This window comes from Halalkalirubrum salinum (assembly GCF_005543295.1).
Taxonomy (GTDB): Archaea; Halobacteriota; Halobacteria; order Halobacteriales; family Haloferacaceae; genus Halalkalirubrum; species Halalkalirubrum salinum.
Window position 1 is genome coordinate 84,305 of sequence record NZ_SRSG01000008.1, and the last position, 14,633, is coordinate 98,937.

17 protein-coding genes are annotated in these 14,633 nt (G+C 60.0%); 8 read left to right on the top strand and 9 right to left on the bottom strand.

What is annotated here, in order from left to right:
* Nucleotides 1-41 precede the first annotated feature (41 nt).
* Entirely contained in the window at nt 42-1,355 is a 1,314-nt protein-coding gene (locus E5K03_RS02270; RefSeq protein WP_138004751.1) for a 5'-deoxyadenosine deaminase, read from the bottom strand.
* Nucleotides 1,356-1,435: 80 nt separating this feature from the next.
* The gene (locus E5K03_RS02275; RefSeq protein ID WP_138004752.1) at nt 1,436-1,630 is read right to left on the bottom strand and encodes a XapX domain-containing protein; all 195 of its coding nucleotides are present in this window, start codon (nt 1,628-1,630) and stop codon (nt 1,436-1,438) included.
* Nucleotides 1,631-1,772: 142 nt separating this feature from the next.
* Between E5K03_RS02275 and E5K03_RS02280 the strand changes: the two genes are divergently transcribed.
* The 3 genes from E5K03_RS02280 to E5K03_RS02290 all read left to right on the top strand — a co-directional run bounded on the left by E5K03_RS02280 (nt 1,773) and on the right by E5K03_RS02290 (nt 3,728).
* Entirely contained in the window at nt 1,773-2,291 is a 519-nt protein-coding gene (locus E5K03_RS02280) for a peptidylprolyl isomerase (protein WP_138004753.1), read from the top strand.
* A 132-nt stretch (nt 2,292-2,423) separates the two neighbouring features.
* Complete coding sequence (locus E5K03_RS02285) at nt 2,424-2,768, top strand: DUF5802 family protein (protein WP_138004754.1); 345 nt, start codon at nt 2,424-2,426, stop codon at nt 2,766-2,768.
* Between the two features lie 57 nt (nt 2,769-2,825).
* Nucleotides 2,826-3,728, top strand: a complete 903-nt coding sequence (locus E5K03_RS02290) for a Vms1/Ankzf1 family peptidyl-tRNA hydrolase (protein ID WP_138004755.1) — start codon at nt 2,826-2,828, stop codon at nt 3,726-3,728.
* A gap of 40 nt (nt 3,729-3,768) precedes the next feature.
* Here E5K03_RS02290 and E5K03_RS02295 read toward each other — a convergent pair whose 3' ends face one another.
* Nucleotides 3,769-4,182 carry a universal stress protein gene (locus E5K03_RS02295; RefSeq protein WP_138004756.1) on the bottom strand — a complete coding sequence of 138 codons (414 nt, stop codon included), beginning with the start codon at nt 4,180-4,182 and terminating at the stop codon, nt 3,769-3,771.
* Nucleotides 4,183-4,299: 117 nt separating this feature from the next.
* Here E5K03_RS02295 and E5K03_RS02300 point away from each other — a divergent pair, with 117 nt between their 5' ends.
* From E5K03_RS02300 to E5K03_RS02310, 3 genes are all read left to right on the top strand, one after another.
* Complete coding sequence (locus E5K03_RS02300; protein ID WP_138004757.1) at nt 4,300-4,551, top strand: DUF7542 family protein; 252 nt, start codon at nt 4,300-4,302, stop codon at nt 4,549-4,551.
* A 98-nt stretch (nt 4,552-4,649) separates the two neighbouring features.
* Nucleotides 4,650-5,693, top strand: coding sequence for a DUF1611 domain-containing protein (locus E5K03_RS02305; RefSeq protein ID WP_138004758.1), 1,044 nt, complete (start codon nt 4,650-4,652; stop codon nt 5,691-5,693).
* Entirely contained in the window at nt 5,690-6,730 is a 1,041-nt protein-coding gene (locus tag E5K03_RS02310) for a dipeptide epimerase (RefSeq protein WP_138004759.1), read from the top strand. Before E5K03_RS02305 ends, E5K03_RS02310 begins: the two co-directional genes overlap by 4 nt.
* 4 nt (nt 6,731-6,734) lie before the next feature.
* On the opposite strand, the gene E5K03_RS02315 is transcribed toward E5K03_RS02310, so the two are convergent.
* Complete coding sequence (locus E5K03_RS02315) at nt 6,735-7,598, bottom strand: PspA/IM30 family protein (RefSeq protein WP_138004760.1); 864 nt, start codon at nt 7,596-7,598, stop codon at nt 6,735-6,737.
* A 53-nt stretch (nt 7,599-7,651) separates the two neighbouring features.
* Between E5K03_RS02315 and E5K03_RS02320 the strand changes: the two genes are divergently transcribed.
* Nucleotides 7,652-8,275, top strand: a complete 624-nt coding sequence (locus tag E5K03_RS02320; RefSeq protein ID WP_138004761.1) for a dienelactone hydrolase family protein — start codon at nt 7,652-7,654, stop codon at nt 8,273-8,275.
* A 21-nt stretch (nt 8,276-8,296) separates the two neighbouring features.
* Here the strand turns inward: E5K03_RS02320 and fer are convergent, their stop codons facing one another.
* The 4 genes from fer to E5K03_RS02340 all read right to left on the bottom strand — a co-directional run bounded on the left by fer (nt 8,297) and on the right by E5K03_RS02340 (nt 12,798).
* Complete coding sequence (gene fer, locus E5K03_RS02325) at nt 8,297-8,947, bottom strand: ferredoxin Fer (RefSeq protein WP_138004762.1); 651 nt, start codon at nt 8,945-8,947, stop codon at nt 8,297-8,299.
* 123 nt (nt 8,948-9,070) lie between these two features.
* Complete coding sequence (locus E5K03_RS02330) at nt 9,071-10,435, bottom strand: FAD-dependent oxidoreductase (protein ID WP_138004763.1); 1,365 nt, start codon at nt 10,433-10,435, stop codon at nt 9,071-9,073.
* A gap of 238 nt (nt 10,436-10,673) precedes the next feature.
* Nucleotides 10,674-11,690 (bottom strand): arsenic resistance protein, encoded by a 1,017-nt coding sequence (locus E5K03_RS02335; protein ID WP_138004764.1) that lies wholly within the window; start codon nt 11,688-11,690, stop codon nt 10,674-10,676.
* Nucleotides 11,691-11,916: 226 nt separating this feature from the next.
* A complete protein-coding gene (locus E5K03_RS02340) occupies nt 11,917-12,798 on the bottom strand; it encodes a ZIP family metal transporter (RefSeq protein ID WP_240729917.1) in 882 nt (293 codons plus the stop codon).
* Between the two features lie 388 nt (nt 12,799-13,186).
* On the opposite strand from E5K03_RS02340, the gene E5K03_RS17060 reads away from it, so the two are divergent.
* Entirely contained in the window at nt 13,187-13,351 is a 165-nt protein-coding gene (locus E5K03_RS17060; protein ID WP_171006575.1) for a DUF7838 family putative zinc beta-ribbon protein, read from the top strand.
* A 36-nt stretch (nt 13,352-13,387) separates the two neighbouring features.
* On the opposite strand, the gene E5K03_RS02345 is transcribed toward E5K03_RS17060, so the two are convergent.
* Entirely contained in the window at nt 13,388-14,332 is a 945-nt protein-coding gene (locus E5K03_RS02345; protein WP_138004765.1) for a hypothetical protein, read from the bottom strand.
* Nucleotides 14,333-14,633: the final 301 nt, after the last annotated feature.

Sequence of the window (14,633 nt, forward strand, 5' to 3'; positions counted from 1 at the left end):
CGGGTGGCGATTGTTAGGGGTTTCGTCCGACCGCGTCGCCGTCATCGAGCTGATTCAGCAAAGTCAAACCCGTCGGCGATCGCCTGGGCGTCCTCGCGGATCCGACCAGCGTCCACGCGGGTGTGTTCGCCGTCACGATAACACACGTCGCCGTCGATCATGGTGAACGCCACGTCGTCGCCGTGCGCGGAGAACACGAGATGCGATCGCACGTCGTGCAACGGCGTCGCCCGTGTATGATCGGCTCGCAGCCCGATCACGTCTGCCTTCCATCCTGGTTTGAGTTCGCCGACACGATCGAACCCGGCCGCGCGAGCGCCGTTGACTGTCGCCATCCGGATGAGTATCTCAGCTGGAACCGTCGTCGGATCGAGCGTGTCGACCTTCTGTAACAGACTGGCCTGGCGCATCTCGGTGAACGGATCGAGCGTGTTGTTACACGGCGGGCCATCGTTGCCCAGCGCGACGGTAATCCCCCGATCGAGGTAGTCAACGATCGGTGCGATCCCACTGGCCAGCTTCATGTTCGAGGACGGACAGTACGTGACGTTTGTGCCGGTTTCGGCGAGGAGTTCGCGTTCGCGATCGTTCGTATGGACGCAGTGTGCGAGGGTGACGTCCGGTCCAGTCAATCCGACCTCGTGGAGCCATTCGATGTTTCGCATGCCGGTGGCGGCTTCGACAGTTTCGATCTCCTCGCGGTTCTCGCTCGCGTGCGTGTGGATTGTGACGCCGTCGTAGCGCTCGGCAAGTTCCCGGGAGCCACGGAGACACGCTTCGGTGCAGGTCACAGCGAATCGTGGCGTCACTGCGTAGCGAATCCGATCAGGGCCTCCTTGGTGGTACCGCTGGATCAGCGTCTCAGATGCAGACAGTGCCTCTGCCGTCGATTCGAGCAGGCCGTCCGGTGAATCGGTATCCATGAGCACCTTCCCCAGTCGGCCGCGGATTCCGGCGTCGATCGCCGCCTCAAACGCTTCCTCAGCATGGTTGACAGAGAGGTGGTCGATGACGGTCGTCGTGCCGGATTCGACGAGTTCGAGATAGCCCAACTCGGCGGCAACTCGCATCTCTTCGGCAGACAAAGACGCCTCCATCGGGAGGACGTAGTCGAACAACCACTCCAACAGCGCCGCGTCGTCGGCGATTCCACGACCGAGCGACTGCACGGAGTGAATGTGTGCGCCAACAAGGCCGGGGGCGACGATGTCGTAGTGGACGCGCTCGTGATCCGGATACCGCTCGCAGAGATCAGCTCGATCGCCCACCGCGTCGATCGTGTTGTCGCTCGTCACGACGGCCCCGTCGTCAATCACCGTCTTAGCGTCCGCGAGAACTGTTCCCAAGATAAGCATCCATCACCGTTCGACGGGATGGGAAAGTAAGAGCCTGTGGGTTCCTCTTGGACCCGATGACAGCTAACGATCGCGGTCGGTCACAGCCCGATCGCCGCGAGCAAGTCGTAGCCGACCTCGCTTGCGGCGACTAGCTTATAGCCGGCGTAGACGCCGACAATGCCCATGAGTCCCGGCAGCTCCGGCGGGGCTGGAATTGGCACGTTGAGAAACGCGAACAGTCCGCCTGCAAGCGCGCCCGTACACAGCGCGACGATCGTGAGTGCGAGATCCATGTTGCCAGTGTGAGTGCTGTCGACAAACCCCTAGCGGTTTCGATCGGCCGCCACTGCGATCGGATCCGCTGTTTTCACTGCGTGCCAGCCCGCCGCTGGACGATCCCAGCAGGGTTTTCAGGATCGACCGCGAGATTCGTGTATGAGCAACCCAACCGCGACGATCCACACGAACCACGGCGACATCACCGTCGAACTCTTCGAAGAGCGCGCGCCCCGAACCGTCGACAACTTCATCGGCCTTGCGACCGGCGCGAAAGAGTGGGAGGACCCAGAAACTGGCGAGACGGTTAGCGGCGAACCGCTGTACGAGGACGTTATTTTCCACCGAATCATCGAGGGGTTCATGATCCAGGGCGGCGACCCGACCGGTACGGGCCGCGGCGGTCCCGGCTACCAGTTCGACGACGAGTTCCACGACGAGTTGACCCACGACTCCGCAGGAACCCTCTCGATGGCGAACGCAGGTCCGAACACGAACGGCTCGCAGTTTTTCATCACCCTCGATGCGACTCCACACCTTGACGGACGCCACTCAGTATTCGGGGAGGTCATCGATGGCATGGACGTTGTCGAGGAGATCGGCTCGGTCCGAACCGACAGAAACGACAAGCCCCGAGAGGATGTCGTCATCGAGTCGATCGACGTCACCTGGGAGTAAGCCTTACGCCAATTCGGTACCGACCGCTGGCTAACTCTCAATATCGATAGACGAGAGCGGACTGATAGCGGTCATATATAAGGGTTTTCGACAACGCTTATCTGCCGGTGTGGTATACGCTCACATGCACCGATGTTTGAACGCTTCTCAAGCGGCTACTACCTCGGGGAACTGTACGTCGAACCGCACGATTGCGATCGGGCGGTCATCCATCGCGCGGACCACGAACACATGAATGAACAGCTCTATGCATCAGGATCTGGCATTGAGCGACTCGATGCCCCACTCGTGATGAAACTCGACGGTACCCACTTCCCCGTTCACGGCGACGACAACGTTCCAACCGGCACCCTCGCGGTTCCGGACACGTTCGGCGACGAGAGTCTCCCAAACCGTCGGGAGGTGTTGCTGGCGGAGGGAACTCGGGCGATGGAGCTACTGCGGTATTCCGGATGGCGCTCGGTCAGCGGGACGTGACCCCGTAGTGACAGTCTCAACCGAACGCTTCAAGTCGATTCGCCGTTCCGTTGAATTATGCTCGATGAGCTGTTCGGCCGGGCCGAACTGAAAGCAGAGATCGAGACGCTCTCGGAGGAAAACCGACACCTCGAGCGGCGTCTCGAGGCCGAACAAAAGCGTCGGGCCGACGCGGTGAGCGACAAACAGGACGCCGAGGAGACGATAAACCGCCTCGAGGATCGGCTCACTGCGCTTGAAGACAAGCTCGATCGGCTCGCATCCGGCGGCACCGAGACGACCGTGGAGTTCGCCCGGCGGACCTCTCTACGCGGCGATCGGCTCGACGAATTCCTCTCACGGCTCCGCTCGATACGAACTGGGCCGGAAGGTGCGCTAACGGTGACGATCGACGAGGGCCGATCGCTTCCAGAATCGGCGACGACCGCTTTTGAGCCGAGAACCCCACTGCTGCGTCGAGCGGCACCCGGAGTTGCATACGCCGACGACATGGGGCTTGTGACGGTGGTCGTTCGGCCGCCGATACAGCCCGACCCGGTCGACCAATGGGACGACAGCTTCCTCGCGCCCGAGGAGTGGTTCCGTCCGACCGGGCGGTTCGCGTTTGGCGTCGTCAGATCCGACGTGTTCGCGGTCGGCGTCTACGAGGGAGTCGAGCGGCAGTCAGTGACCGGCTTCGAAAGCGACGTCAAGTCAGATCACTCGAAAGGTGGCTTCTCACAGGGGCGCTTCGAGCGGATCCGTGACGAACAGATCGCCGATCACCTCGATGCAGTTCGGGAGGAACTCGACGACGTCGAGCGCGTCGATCGGACGATCCTCGTCGGCGAGCGAACCGTGTTGGACGACCTCGAAGCTGCAGCCGATCACACCGCAGCAGTTGACGCCAGGGGCTCGCCTCAAGACGCCCTTGAGTCGGCGTTCAGGGACTTTTGGACGACACGGCTCTCCGTGATTTGAGCGGGGATATTGTTTCGAACAAGGGCGATCGAGCCACTCTTCAGGATCGATCGACTGTGACCGGAACCGGCGACCGACGGGCAACTGTCTCTGCGACGCTGCCGAGGAGAATTCGTGCAGCACCGTCTCGACCGTGGCTCCCCATGACGATCGCGTCGATATCGTTCTCGTCGGCTTCAGCGTAGGCGACGATCTCGCGAGCGGGATTCCCCGTCGTGGTGGCGGTTTCGACAGGGCTCTCGCCGAGTCGATCGCGAACTTCCTCAAAAAGCGCGTCTGCGTCGGTCTCTGCATCCCCAGGAGTTGTTCCCAAACCGTCGGGTGGGGACACGTTCGTGGGGCCGAGCACGTGAAGTAATATGAGCGTCGCATCGGGATACAGGTCGATCGCGTATTCGGCCGCTGCCTTCGAGTGTGGCGATCCATCGACTGGAACGAGCACGCGTGTGGACATACCTGCTGTTTCCACGGTCGGACACAAAACAATGTTCGTTGGGTAGCCCTCAGCGGTGCGGTCGAGAACAAGGGCCCGATCGGAGTGCTTTCGCCGTCGGGGACGAAACGATTGGGTATGGCCGAAACGAACGTCGAGGTCACCTGTCTGGACTGTGCGTTCGAAGAGTCACACGCAGCACTCGGACGCGCACGTGTCGCACTTGCTGCGCACGCATCGGAGACGGGCCATGACGTTGACTGGACGATCAATCGCCTCGCATCCGGCGTTGAGCAGGCCGGCGCGGACGCTGGTATCTGCGGGATCAACGGCTGTGAAAACACTGACTCGCCACTTTTGGATTGGCACCGACCAGACGACGAAGCCTGATCGGCACGGTACCATAGTCTTGCTCGACCGTCATGTAGTCGATATCCTCACGTTGACGCTCCGCCTCATTTAACCCGATCGGCGTTCTGCGGGCAGGTATGCATTCACCGACCAACGACGGCCGTCGTCTCGCGATTCTTGCCCACGAAAAGTTCCCCGAGCGGGCCAAAACGGCCCTCGGCGTGATGCGATACGCCGACGACGAGATCGTCGCGGTGCTCGATCACACTCAGGCTGGCACGCGGGTCACCGATCACGTCCCCGACGTCCGCGACGCGCCGATTGTCGACAGCTTCGAGGCGATCGAGGAACCCGTCGACGCGCTGTTGATCGGAATCGCACCGATCGGCGGCGGCTTCGAGGAGCGCTGGCGGCCCGACGTCCGCGCGGCGATCGAGGCCGGCTGTGACGTGATCGCCGGGCTCCACTACTTCCTCAACGATGACAAGGAACTTGCGCCGCTCGCGGCTGAACACGGCGTCGACCTGGTCGATGTCCGTAAGCCGAAAGAGGACCTCACCGTCGCAAAGGGCGTCGCTGACGAGGTTGATGCACACGTCGCGCTCACAGTCGGGACCGACTGTTCGGTCGGCAAGATGACTGTCGCACTCGAAACCGTCCACGCGGCGCAGGCGGCGGGTATCGACGCCGCGTTGATCCCGACCGGACAGACCGGAATCATGATCGAAGGCTGGGGCAACCCGATCGACCGAGTCATTTCAGATTTCACCGCCGGTGCGGTCGAGGAGATGATCCTCGAAATTGGGGATGACCACGACCTGCTTGTCGTCGAAGGACAGGGAACCATTATCCACCCGGCCTACTCGGCGGTGACCTGTGGGATTCTCCACGGCTCAATGGCCGACTCGCTCATCCTCTGTCACGTCGCTGGCCGAGAGGCGATCCACGGCTACGAGGACGTCACGCTCCCGCCGATCGACACCTACGTCAACCTGTACGAATCGCTCGCGGAACCGCTGTTCGAGACCAGTGTGGTCGCAGGCGCGCTCAACACGCGATCGATCGAGACAGACACCGAAGCTGTGGAGGCTGTCGACGCCTTCGCCGAGGAGCTTGGCGTGCCCGCAACCGATCCCGTCCGCTTCAATGCAGACGCGATTGTGGAGGCGATCACCGAATGACGCTCGAAACCAGCTTTGAGCGGCGCTCGCTGCCGCTTGAGAACCCATTTACGATCGCGCGCGGGACCCAAACCCACGCGGAAAACGTGATCGTCCGGGTCGTTGACGACGCCGGGATGACCGGATTCGGTGGGGCAGCCCCCTCCCCACACTACGGTGAGACCGCCGCAACTGTCGAAGCGGTCCTCCCGGAGCTTTTGGCCGTCGTCGAAGCGGTCGACGACCCCCACGCCTTCGAAGCGATCGAGCGGCGGCTGCGATCGAGGATCTCCGGCAACCCCGCCGCGCGGTGTGCAGTCTCAATTGCGATCCACGATCTGGCTGCAAAGCGACTCGGCGTGCCGCTGTATCGGCTCTGGGGGCTCGATCCGTCCCAAACGCCGAATACGTCGTTCACGATCGGACTTGATGAGACTGACGTCGTCCGTCAAAAGACCGCGGCGGCGGTTGAATCAGGCTATGAGATCCTCAAGCTCAAACTCGGGACCGATCGTGAGGAGGAACTCATCGAAGCAGTCCGCGAGGAGGCACCTGAGGCGAGGATCCGCGTCGACGCTAACGAGGCGTGGACGCCACGAGAGACGATCGACAACAGCCGAATGCTCGAAGAGTACGGCGTTGAGTTCATCGAACAGCCCGTGCCCGCTGAGAACCCCGATGGGCTGCGGTTCGCCTACCAACGCTCTGCGTTGCCAATCGCCGCCGACGAGTCCTGTGTCACGCTCGAAGACATCCCACAAATCGCCGATCGAGCAGACATTGTAAACCTGAAGCTCATGAAGTGCGGTGGCCTCTACGAAGCCCAGCGGATGATTCACGCCGCCAGAGCCCATGGACTGGAGGTAATGCTCGGGTGTATGATTGAGTCGAACGCCTCGATCGCCGCGGCCTGCCACCTCGGACCGCTTTTGGACTACGCAGACCTCGACGGCTCGCTGTTGCTCAAAGAAGATGACTACGAGGGCGTGTCGTTACCAGAGGGTCGAATCGATCTTGCAGGGCTCGATCGATCGGGAACCGGCGCGATCGGTCGGTGAGCGGTTACCGATCGTCGTCTTGGAGCTCTTCGAGTTCGGCTTCGATCTCGGCGTCGTCGAGTTCAGCGTCGATGTCACTATCTTCGAGATCGGCGTCGAGATCCTCGAGTTCGGCATCGAGGTCTTCGTCTGATTCTGCGACAGCGGTATCCGTGTCGGCAGGCGCGTCAGATTTGCCCATCTCAGATTTGAGCGTCTCTAGCTCTGAATCGACCTCGCCGCCGGTCCGGATTGATTCGAGCTCACGATCGAGACTATCCTTGTCGGACAGCGCGCTCTCAAACGCGCCTGACTCTTGGAGTTCGTCCATGGCGGCCGATCGAGCCTCCATCTCGTCGGTTCGCTCTTCGGCGTGCTCGATCGCCCGACCCACGTCTTCCATCTCGTCGCCAACGCCGGTCATCGCTTCTGACACCCGCGAAGACGCCTCGGCAGCCTCGTAGCGAGCTTTCATCGTCTCTTTTTTCGTGCGGAACTCTTCGATCTGGCCCTGGAGCTCGTTTTTCTTCTCGACGAGGTTATCCTGCGTCGACTGCAGGTTGGCGATCTGGCCTTCGAGCTCTTCGATCTGGCGCATCTTCGATTTCTTCTTTTCGAGTGCGCGCCGGGCGAGGTCGTCTCGGTCCTGTTGGACAGCCTCGCGGGCCTGAGCGTTGTGTTTTTCGACGTTCTCTTCGAGGCGTCGTTTTTGAATCTCAAGGCGCTTTTTTTGCGTCGTGAGGTCTGCAATTCCCTGTTTGACGTCCTGTAGCTCGTCGCGCATCTGCTCATAAGAGTAATCGAGCGTCTCTGTCGGGTCCTCCGCACGGTTGAGGATCGAGTTGAGCTTCGATCGGATGACGTAGGAGGCGCGAGAGAGGATTCCCATAGTTGTGTATGGACCACGTTAGGCTTAAAACCTGATACACCGTTTCGCGTCATATGGGTCGAACGGTACGCCTTGGCGGCGATCGAAATGTCACGGCGACACTTGATCAAGCCGACGGCGAGGCGACCGCGGCGGTCGTCGCGTGTCCGCCACATCCCCAACACCGCGGACACCGCGGCGATACACGGCTACGGGCCGTTAGTGCGGCACTGACCGATCGGGGAGTCGACTGCCTCCGGTTCGACTACGGGCCGTGGGACAACGGCTACGGAGAGTGTACTGACGCAGATAACGCGGTCTCGTGGGCTCGGACGCGATACGATCGAGTCGATATCTTCGGGTTTAGCTTCGGCGGGACCGCTGCACTCGTCACCGCGGCAAGCCGAACGGAGCTGTGTGTTGTGAGCGCGCTCGCACCCACTGCACGGCTCAATCAGGATGCCGACGCGGTCGAAGCGCTCGGGTACATCAACGGGCCAGTCCAGATCGTGTACGCGACGCGCGACGATACTGCTGACTGGGAGCCGGTCGTCGATCGTGCCCGCGAGCGCAAGTCGTCTGGCGCAAAAACTGAGCTCGTCGAGGTCGAATCAGATCACTTTTTTGTCGGCCGCGAACACGACATCGCCGAGCCGATCGGACGCTTTCTCGCTGCTCATGTGCACGAGGAAAAATAAGGTCAGCGTACGGTTGGGCGATCAGTCGTTGAGCACCTTCCCGAACGGCCCCGGCGGCAAGCGGAGGTCATCGAGTTCGGGGAGATGCTTGACGTTGAACACCAACTGGAGATCCTGTGAAATCGGCTGGCCGAGACACGAAAGCCGGAATCCACGATCGGTCATCTCCTCAGGGAGCACGTGATCGATCGGCTGGACCATGTCGCCGGCCCGGAGGAGAACCGCACAGTTCGCACACGCCCCCCCGCGACAGGCGTAGGGCCACGTATACCCGTGTCGCTCAGCGGCCTCAAGCACCGACTCGTCAGACTCGGCTGTGAGCGTTCCGTAGGCCTCCTTGGTTAGGTCCGCTGCGGCCGCCCGCTCGAACAGATTCGCATCGTCGAGGCTCCAGCCTCGTTCGACGATCGTCTCGTAGTCGAGATACTCGATCTCGTGGGTGACACGGTTCTTTTTTTCTCTCGCGGCGTTCGCGGACGTGTCGGCGATCGATCGCGTCCGCTTGCGGGTTCCAGCCTTCGCGTCCTCGTAGGCGGCTTTGACCAGCTGAAACTCTGCCATTGATCCCCCGTGGTCCGGATGGGCGTCCTTGACGCGGCGTTTGTAGGCCCGTTTGAGTTCCTCCGCGGAAGCGTCGTCGTCAACGCCGAGGATCTCGTGGGGGGAGTCCATACGATCGGTTGGAGAGTTTCGTCCAAAAGCGATTCGCTACTAGTTGGAAGAAGCACCGACTACTGCACTGATCAACTCGGCTGTGACAGGTTAGTCTGGGACCGACCACTCACCCGCAGCCTGTCAGTCGTCCGCAGCGATCGGCGCGTGCTCGCCGCGCGGGAAGTTATCAATGGTTGCCGATCGGAAGCCCGCCTCGTCGAATTCGTAGTCTTCGTCAAGGAACTCGATCACCGTCTGGGTATCTCGCATCGCGTTTTTCAGACACGTCGACGCGCCGGGCGAGGGCGTGATATTGAACAGGATGTTATCGCCGGTGAGTTTCGCCTCACCCATGTCGAGGCTTTTCGCCGCAGTGTCGACGATCTGTGGGCGAACACCGCCGTAGCCCTTCGCGCGTTCGATATCTGCGAGCTCTGCGCTCGGTACCACCTTCTGTACGTGCGGGAGGAACGCACGCCTGCCAACCTCGGGAACGTCGTAGACGAGGTTCTTGAGCACGTATGGCAGCAAGATTCGATCGGCCAAGATGTTCGCGTAGCTGAGAACTGAATCGGAGTTGAGTCCGAACACGTCGAAGAAGTCTCCGACCGTTGAGAGGCGACCACGTTCGAGCGCGGGAACGAGCTTCGCGGTCGGCCCGAAGCGGGTAACCGCGCTGTCGTGGACGTCCGCGTCGCCGTGGACCGCTGCGAATGGGAGTTTCTTCATCTGCAGCGTGTACACTTTGCCGTTGAGCATATCGCGCCCGAGGAAGAAACTCCCCGCGACTGGGAGCAACGATAAGTGCTCGCCGTAGCCAAGCCGCTTGGCAATCTGGAGGCTGTGTGAGCCCGCAGCGACGACGGCAGCGTTGGCATCTGCCCAGCCGTCGTCGGTATCGATTACGTAGCCGTCGTCTGTCCGCTCGATTGCTTCGACCGTTGTGCCTGTGAAGACGCTGACCCGATCGCTCCGTTCGGCCTCCTCGATGAACGACTTGGCGGTCGCCCCGTAGTCGACGACGTAACCGTCGGGCGTCTGTAGCGCGAGCAGTTTGGTGTCAGGGTCGCGCCCCTCAACGACGGCGGGTTCGAGTTCGGCGATCTCTTCGCGACCGATCGCCTGAAGCTTCGGGAACAACTCATCGAAGCCCTCGTCGTCGTAGCGGCGTTCGAGCTTCTCGACCTCCTCGTCGCCGACCGCGAGCACCATTTTGCTCCGCTTTGCGTGCATCTCGCGATCGGGGTCGACGTTTTCGAGATACCCCGCCAACAGCTCTGCGCCCTCTTTTACTTCCTCTGCCTTTTCGAGAGTGTAGTTCGTCTCGATGTCCCCGAAGTGCAGCGTCTGGGAGTTGTTGGTTCGGTGGGAATTGATCGCTGCGATCTCGTCTTCTTTTTCGATCAACGCGATGCGATCGATGTCAGTGAACTGCGAGACCGTGTATAGCAACGATGCACCGCTTATGCCGCCGCCGACGATGACTAAGTCGTATTCTCCGAGCATAGGTATGTGCCGTGGCCGCAGTTGGAATGGCCGTTACCACGTAAATCGGCTAAGATGCTTAATTTCCTTTCTATTCGCACAGACAGCCTATTTCACGCGCAGACGCTGTAACAGATAATTGGTCTATCCTACTGTATCGACCCACTAAAATCAGTAGTTAGGAATCGCCGTACGACGCCATCGGCTGGTTCTTCAGCCCAACCATCTTGATTGACACGAGGCCGTCTGCAGCGAAGACTTACCCACGATTGCTCACGATCCGGCTGACGGCCTCCCGGATCGAGAGCCCTTCTGCAACGATGTCACGTCGGTAGTGAACATACACGGCACCGAGAGGGGGCTGAATCACGTACGCTAGCGCGATCGGCAGCACAGCGGCGGCAGGAACAGTGTCTGCGGCAACGACGATCGCCAGGGCAATAGAGAGATTGCGCATGCTCGTGGCGTAGACGAGTGCGATTGCCCGCTCGGTGTCCAACAGCACCCTTCCCAGCACGCTCCCTGCGAGTAGGATACCAACGTAAAAGCCGACGAGGGGAACGACTGTGAGGGCCGACGCAAAGGGATCAGCGAGTATCTGCGTCGATCGCAGCGCCATCGCGACAAAGACGATAAGCATCACGCCGAGCGACGAAAGCCCGCCGAAGGTGGGCTTGAGCCGTTTGAACCCGTCAGGGCCGTACCGCCGGAGCAGGCCACGACGGGTTAGGTTACCCGCGATCATAGGCACAATGACAACCTGCGCGAGTTGTTGATACAGCGCAGTCGGATCAAACCCGACGCTCGCGGGCATCAACACAGAGAGGTATGCTGGCAGGATTGCAACCGCTGCGAGTAGGTTGACCGCCATCGCGACCAGTGCGGTCTCTAGATCACCACCAGCGAGTCCGGTCCAAGCAGCGGTCATCCCCGAAGTCGGAATTAGCGCAATAAAGTAGAGGCCGATTGCGTACTCCGCGTCGCCGCCGAAAAACACCTGTGCGAGTCCAACTGCTAAGAGCGGCGAAAGGCCGAAGTTGACAAACAGGGTGAGGCCGACTGCCTTGGCGTGTTTTCGGACGTTAATGACCTCCTGGAGGTCAATATTGATCATCATCGGGTAGATCATCAAAAAGAGAATGGGCACAACGGCTGCTTGCAACAGTCCCTTCGTGTCCGTTCCAACAACCTGGCCGAAAAGCAGCCCGGTGACGAGCGAGATGAGTACCACGTACAGCAAGTTCGACTTCAGCTTCCGGAGCGCGTCGGCGATCATCGCGCTCGCCTCCGGGCTGCGGACAGCTCTGTCGATCGACCCACCATGGCGTCTATCATAGATATGTTGATACCTGGGCGAAAACTACGTGTGTATATTGTACACGCCATGCAACATTAAATGATTGGATCGTAAATGAGTCTTTGGGAATGCAAGCCCCAGTTCGCCCTGACAAGAGAAGCCAATTAATTCCTTAGGCCGGTCTCTGGCTACCGATCAGGCAGACTCAGCCGACAACGATTGCCCAAGCGAGCGCGACAGCAGCCCCGCCGGTAACCGCGCTTGCTGCGGCGTGCGTACGCAGCCGATCATGTCGCTGGTGAGCGTCACTGCCGGCAGCAGCTTCTACAGGGCAACTATCGCTGCCAGCACTGCACTCGGGGAGTAGGTCAACTGAGACATGCAGGAAGACTCCGGCAGCGACCCCGAAGAGCAATCCTCTGAGCATCGGTGCCGGGGTAAACCCGACGATGCCGACCGGAAGCGCGATCAGCCCAACGGCTGCAGCGGGGAGCAAGAGTGTGATCGCGCTGCGACCGTCTTCGGCCAGCCGGCGAGCAGCAGCGTATCCTGCCGGCGCCTTGTGCGAAACCAGCGCGACGCCGAGAATTGATGTCAAAGACGGCATTGCAGTGTATATCGCGCCGATGATTGCACCGGCCGCCAGCGCATGTGCGGTCAGCTCTGCGGCCGTATGATCGACGGGGAGCGCAAGATGGGACAGCCTGTGACCGACAGCGTGGCCTGCATACCCTGCAAGGAACCCAGCTGCGAGTCCGAGGCTACCAAACTGTCCGTGTTGGCCGAGCGCTTGCGGGACGAGAAATAGCGCTGTGCTCGCCACCATCGCTCCGCTCGCAAGTCCGTACCCCCAGACGGTCTCTACGGGGGTCGCCGAGTGCGCCGAGCGGGCACCCAGTGGCGCTCCAAGCGCCATTGCTGCGAACGCCACCCACGAGATGGCGATTAGTTTTAGCGTCACGCCAGTTGCAAGCGCAAGCCCGGATAGAATGACGAGTATCGCTACGCCACCAACCCCGACTACTTGCTCAAAGACAGTTCCACCCGCGTATGATGCTCCGGGTTGATCGGTGTGATCGACAGTCATTATTGTACAATAGTAACTATTCTATCTAAATTAATAAAATATTCGCTGCTGCACACAACGGCAACCCGTTCTGCGCGGTCGATCGTTCTCAGCCAGTCATCTTACGGTCGAAGTCAGCCAGTCACACTTAAACTCGATGTCAACCAGTCACAGTACGGCTGACGTAGCGTCCAGGGTCGCCTCACCCGTACGAATGGCCGCATCGTCGGTACTACTGGACAACCGCCATCGTACGCTTGCTTTCGGCGGGGTTCGGGGCGGTCAAACAAATTCATATATTGGTATACGGTTTATACTGTACAACGTGGGCTGATTGATGGACACGATCGGTGAGGAGCGATCAGCGGAAAACAATATGTTAAACAGCCTTGCCACGGGATTTGCAAATATGGCGCTGGAGATTAACCACGACTGCCCGGAGTGTGGTGAGGAAGCCACGTTTTATCGATCGGCGAGCACGGAACTACATCTCGGTGAGAAGACTAAATGGCGATGCACCGAGTGCGGCTACGGCTTCATCAAAATCAACGGAATCGACAGTTCAGTGGCGTGAACCGCCAGAGGACGATCGCTTCCGCAACCGTGGGTGTCACCAGATAGTTGGCGTATACTCGAACGTGAGGGAATCGATCGCCTCGGGTGGCAGTCCGACATCGGAGAACAGCTGTCGGAACACGCCCCGATACTCGTCTTCGGGGATTTCCTCCTGCGGCGGGAGTTCGATCCTGAGATTGAATCCGTTCAGGCGATCAAGTTTGACTGTATAGGTGTGCTCGCCACGCCGGTGAATGATCTTCATACTCTGGACGACGAAGTCAACGGTTGCCAGCCGAGTGCTCTCCTGAGTAAAGGTTACTTTGTACCAGCCATCTCCATGGGTTTCCGATCCGCTACTCTCGGTCGCCTCGCTCGTTAGCGATTCATAGGTTCGGGGAAACGTTGGTTCCTCGGTAATCCCAACCGAGGGAGCGTCCGTCCCTTCGTTGATCGCGTCTTTGAGTGTGTCGACGTATTCGTGTGCCTGGTCGTCCTCCATATCGAAGGCAAGGGTCAATCGCGGGAGTAACCATTCGTCAGGTGGTAAGCTCGTAATATCGAATTCTTCAGCCATGGTGCGGTCATCGAAGACCGATCCGGTCACTGATTCGGCTTCAGCTGTGAACCAGAGTTCGAGAAAGACGAGTTGGGTATAAAAGAACGTGACCGCCAACACCCGGTACGCTGGACCAAGTTGGTCGTCGAGATCAGCAATACCGGCAGGATGGAACCCGCTACTGGGATCTTTGGTTCCGACATAGTACGGTTCGTCGATAGTGTACCCCGAATCCTGCGCTGCGTTCATGACCGCATCGTAGTCTACATCGGAGACTGATCCAGATGCGTGATAATACGCTGCGTTCGAACCTGGTCCGAACGGAAGGCCCTGGCAGCCTGCGAGTGCAGTAGTGGCCGCGATCGATAGCGACGATCCGATCGTTGTTAGCAAGCGTCGACGGGACGGCCCGTCTGTGTGAATCCAGCTAGTTCGTGTCATCGGTAGCTATCCGAGCGTCGCGTTCGTCTGCGACCACTCTTGAGGGGGGCGAGAATGGCGCTCATCTGTCCGTAGCCACTGGCAATCTGGCGTTTTGAGCGTATCCAGTACGATCGCCACCAAGCAACGGTGCGACGATCAAGGCGATCGCGCTGGCGAGCGTGCGCTTTGCTACTCGGTGTACTTGCATACCGAGTAATAGCCGATAGTTCATGATAAAGTATGAGGAACACGGGTCTCCAGCGTCACTATGTACGGCGAAATCCCCGTCACATGGAGATAACACGGGTAATCAAAGACG

Bases quoted from the DNA above. Each gene is read 5' to 3' on its own strand.
- E5K03_RS02315 (WP_138004760.1), bottom strand. From the start codon at position 7,598: ATGGGAATCCTCTCTCGCGCCTCCTACGTCATCCGATCGAAGCTCAAC.
- E5K03_RS02270 (WP_138004751.1), bottom strand. From the start codon at position 1,355: ATGCTTATCTTGGGAACAGTTCTCGCGGACGCTAAGACGGTGATTGAC.
- E5K03_RS02285 (WP_138004754.1), top strand. From the start codon at position 2,424: ATGTTTGAACGCTTCTCAAGCGGCTACTACCTCGGGGAACTGTACGTC.
- E5K03_RS02290 (WP_138004755.1), top strand. From the start codon at position 2,826: ATGCTCGATGAGCTGTTCGGCCGGGCCGAACTGAAAGCAGAGATCGAG.
- E5K03_RS02295 (WP_138004756.1), bottom strand. From the start codon at position 4,182: ATGTCCACACGCGTGCTCGTTCCAGTCGATGGATCGCCACACTCGAAG.
- E5K03_RS02335 (WP_138004764.1), bottom strand. From the start codon at position 11,690: ATGATCGCCGACGCGCTCCGGAAGCTGAAGTCGAACTTGCTGTACGTG.
- E5K03_RS02320 (WP_138004761.1), top strand. From the start codon at position 7,652: ATGGGTCGAACGGTACGCCTTGGCGGCGATCGAAATGTCACGGCGACA.
- E5K03_RS17060 (WP_171006575.1), top strand. From the start codon at position 13,187: ATGGCGCTGGAGATTAACCACGACTGCCCGGAGTGTGGTGAGGAAGCC.
- E5K03_RS02340 (WP_240729917.1), bottom strand. From the start codon at position 12,798: ATGACTGTCGATCACACCGATCAACCCGGAGCATCATACGCGGGTGGA.
- fer (WP_138004762.1), bottom strand. From the start codon at position 8,947: ATGGACTCCCCCCACGAGATCCTCGGCGTTGACGACGACGCTTCCGCG.
- E5K03_RS02275 (WP_138004752.1), bottom strand. From the start codon at position 1,630: ATGGATCTCGCACTCACGATCGTCGCGCTGTGTACGGGCGCGCTTGCA.
- E5K03_RS02300 (WP_138004757.1), top strand. From the start codon at position 4,300: ATGGCCGAAACGAACGTCGAGGTCACCTGTCTGGACTGTGCGTTCGAA.
- E5K03_RS02345 (WP_138004765.1), bottom strand. From the start codon at position 14,332: ATGACACGAACTAGCTGGATTCACACAGACGGGCCGTCCCGTCGACGC.
- E5K03_RS02330 (WP_138004763.1), bottom strand. From the start codon at position 10,435: ATGCTCGGAGAATACGACTTAGTCATCGTCGGCGGCGGCATAAGCGGT.
- E5K03_RS02310 (WP_138004759.1), top strand. From the start codon at position 5,690: ATGACGCTCGAAACCAGCTTTGAGCGGCGCTCGCTGCCGCTTGAGAAC.
- E5K03_RS02280 (WP_138004753.1), top strand. From the start codon at position 1,773: ATGAGCAACCCAACCGCGACGATCCACACGAACCACGGCGACATCACC.
- E5K03_RS02305 (WP_138004758.1), top strand. From the start codon at position 4,650: ATGCATTCACCGACCAACGACGGCCGTCGTCTCGCGATTCTTGCCCAC.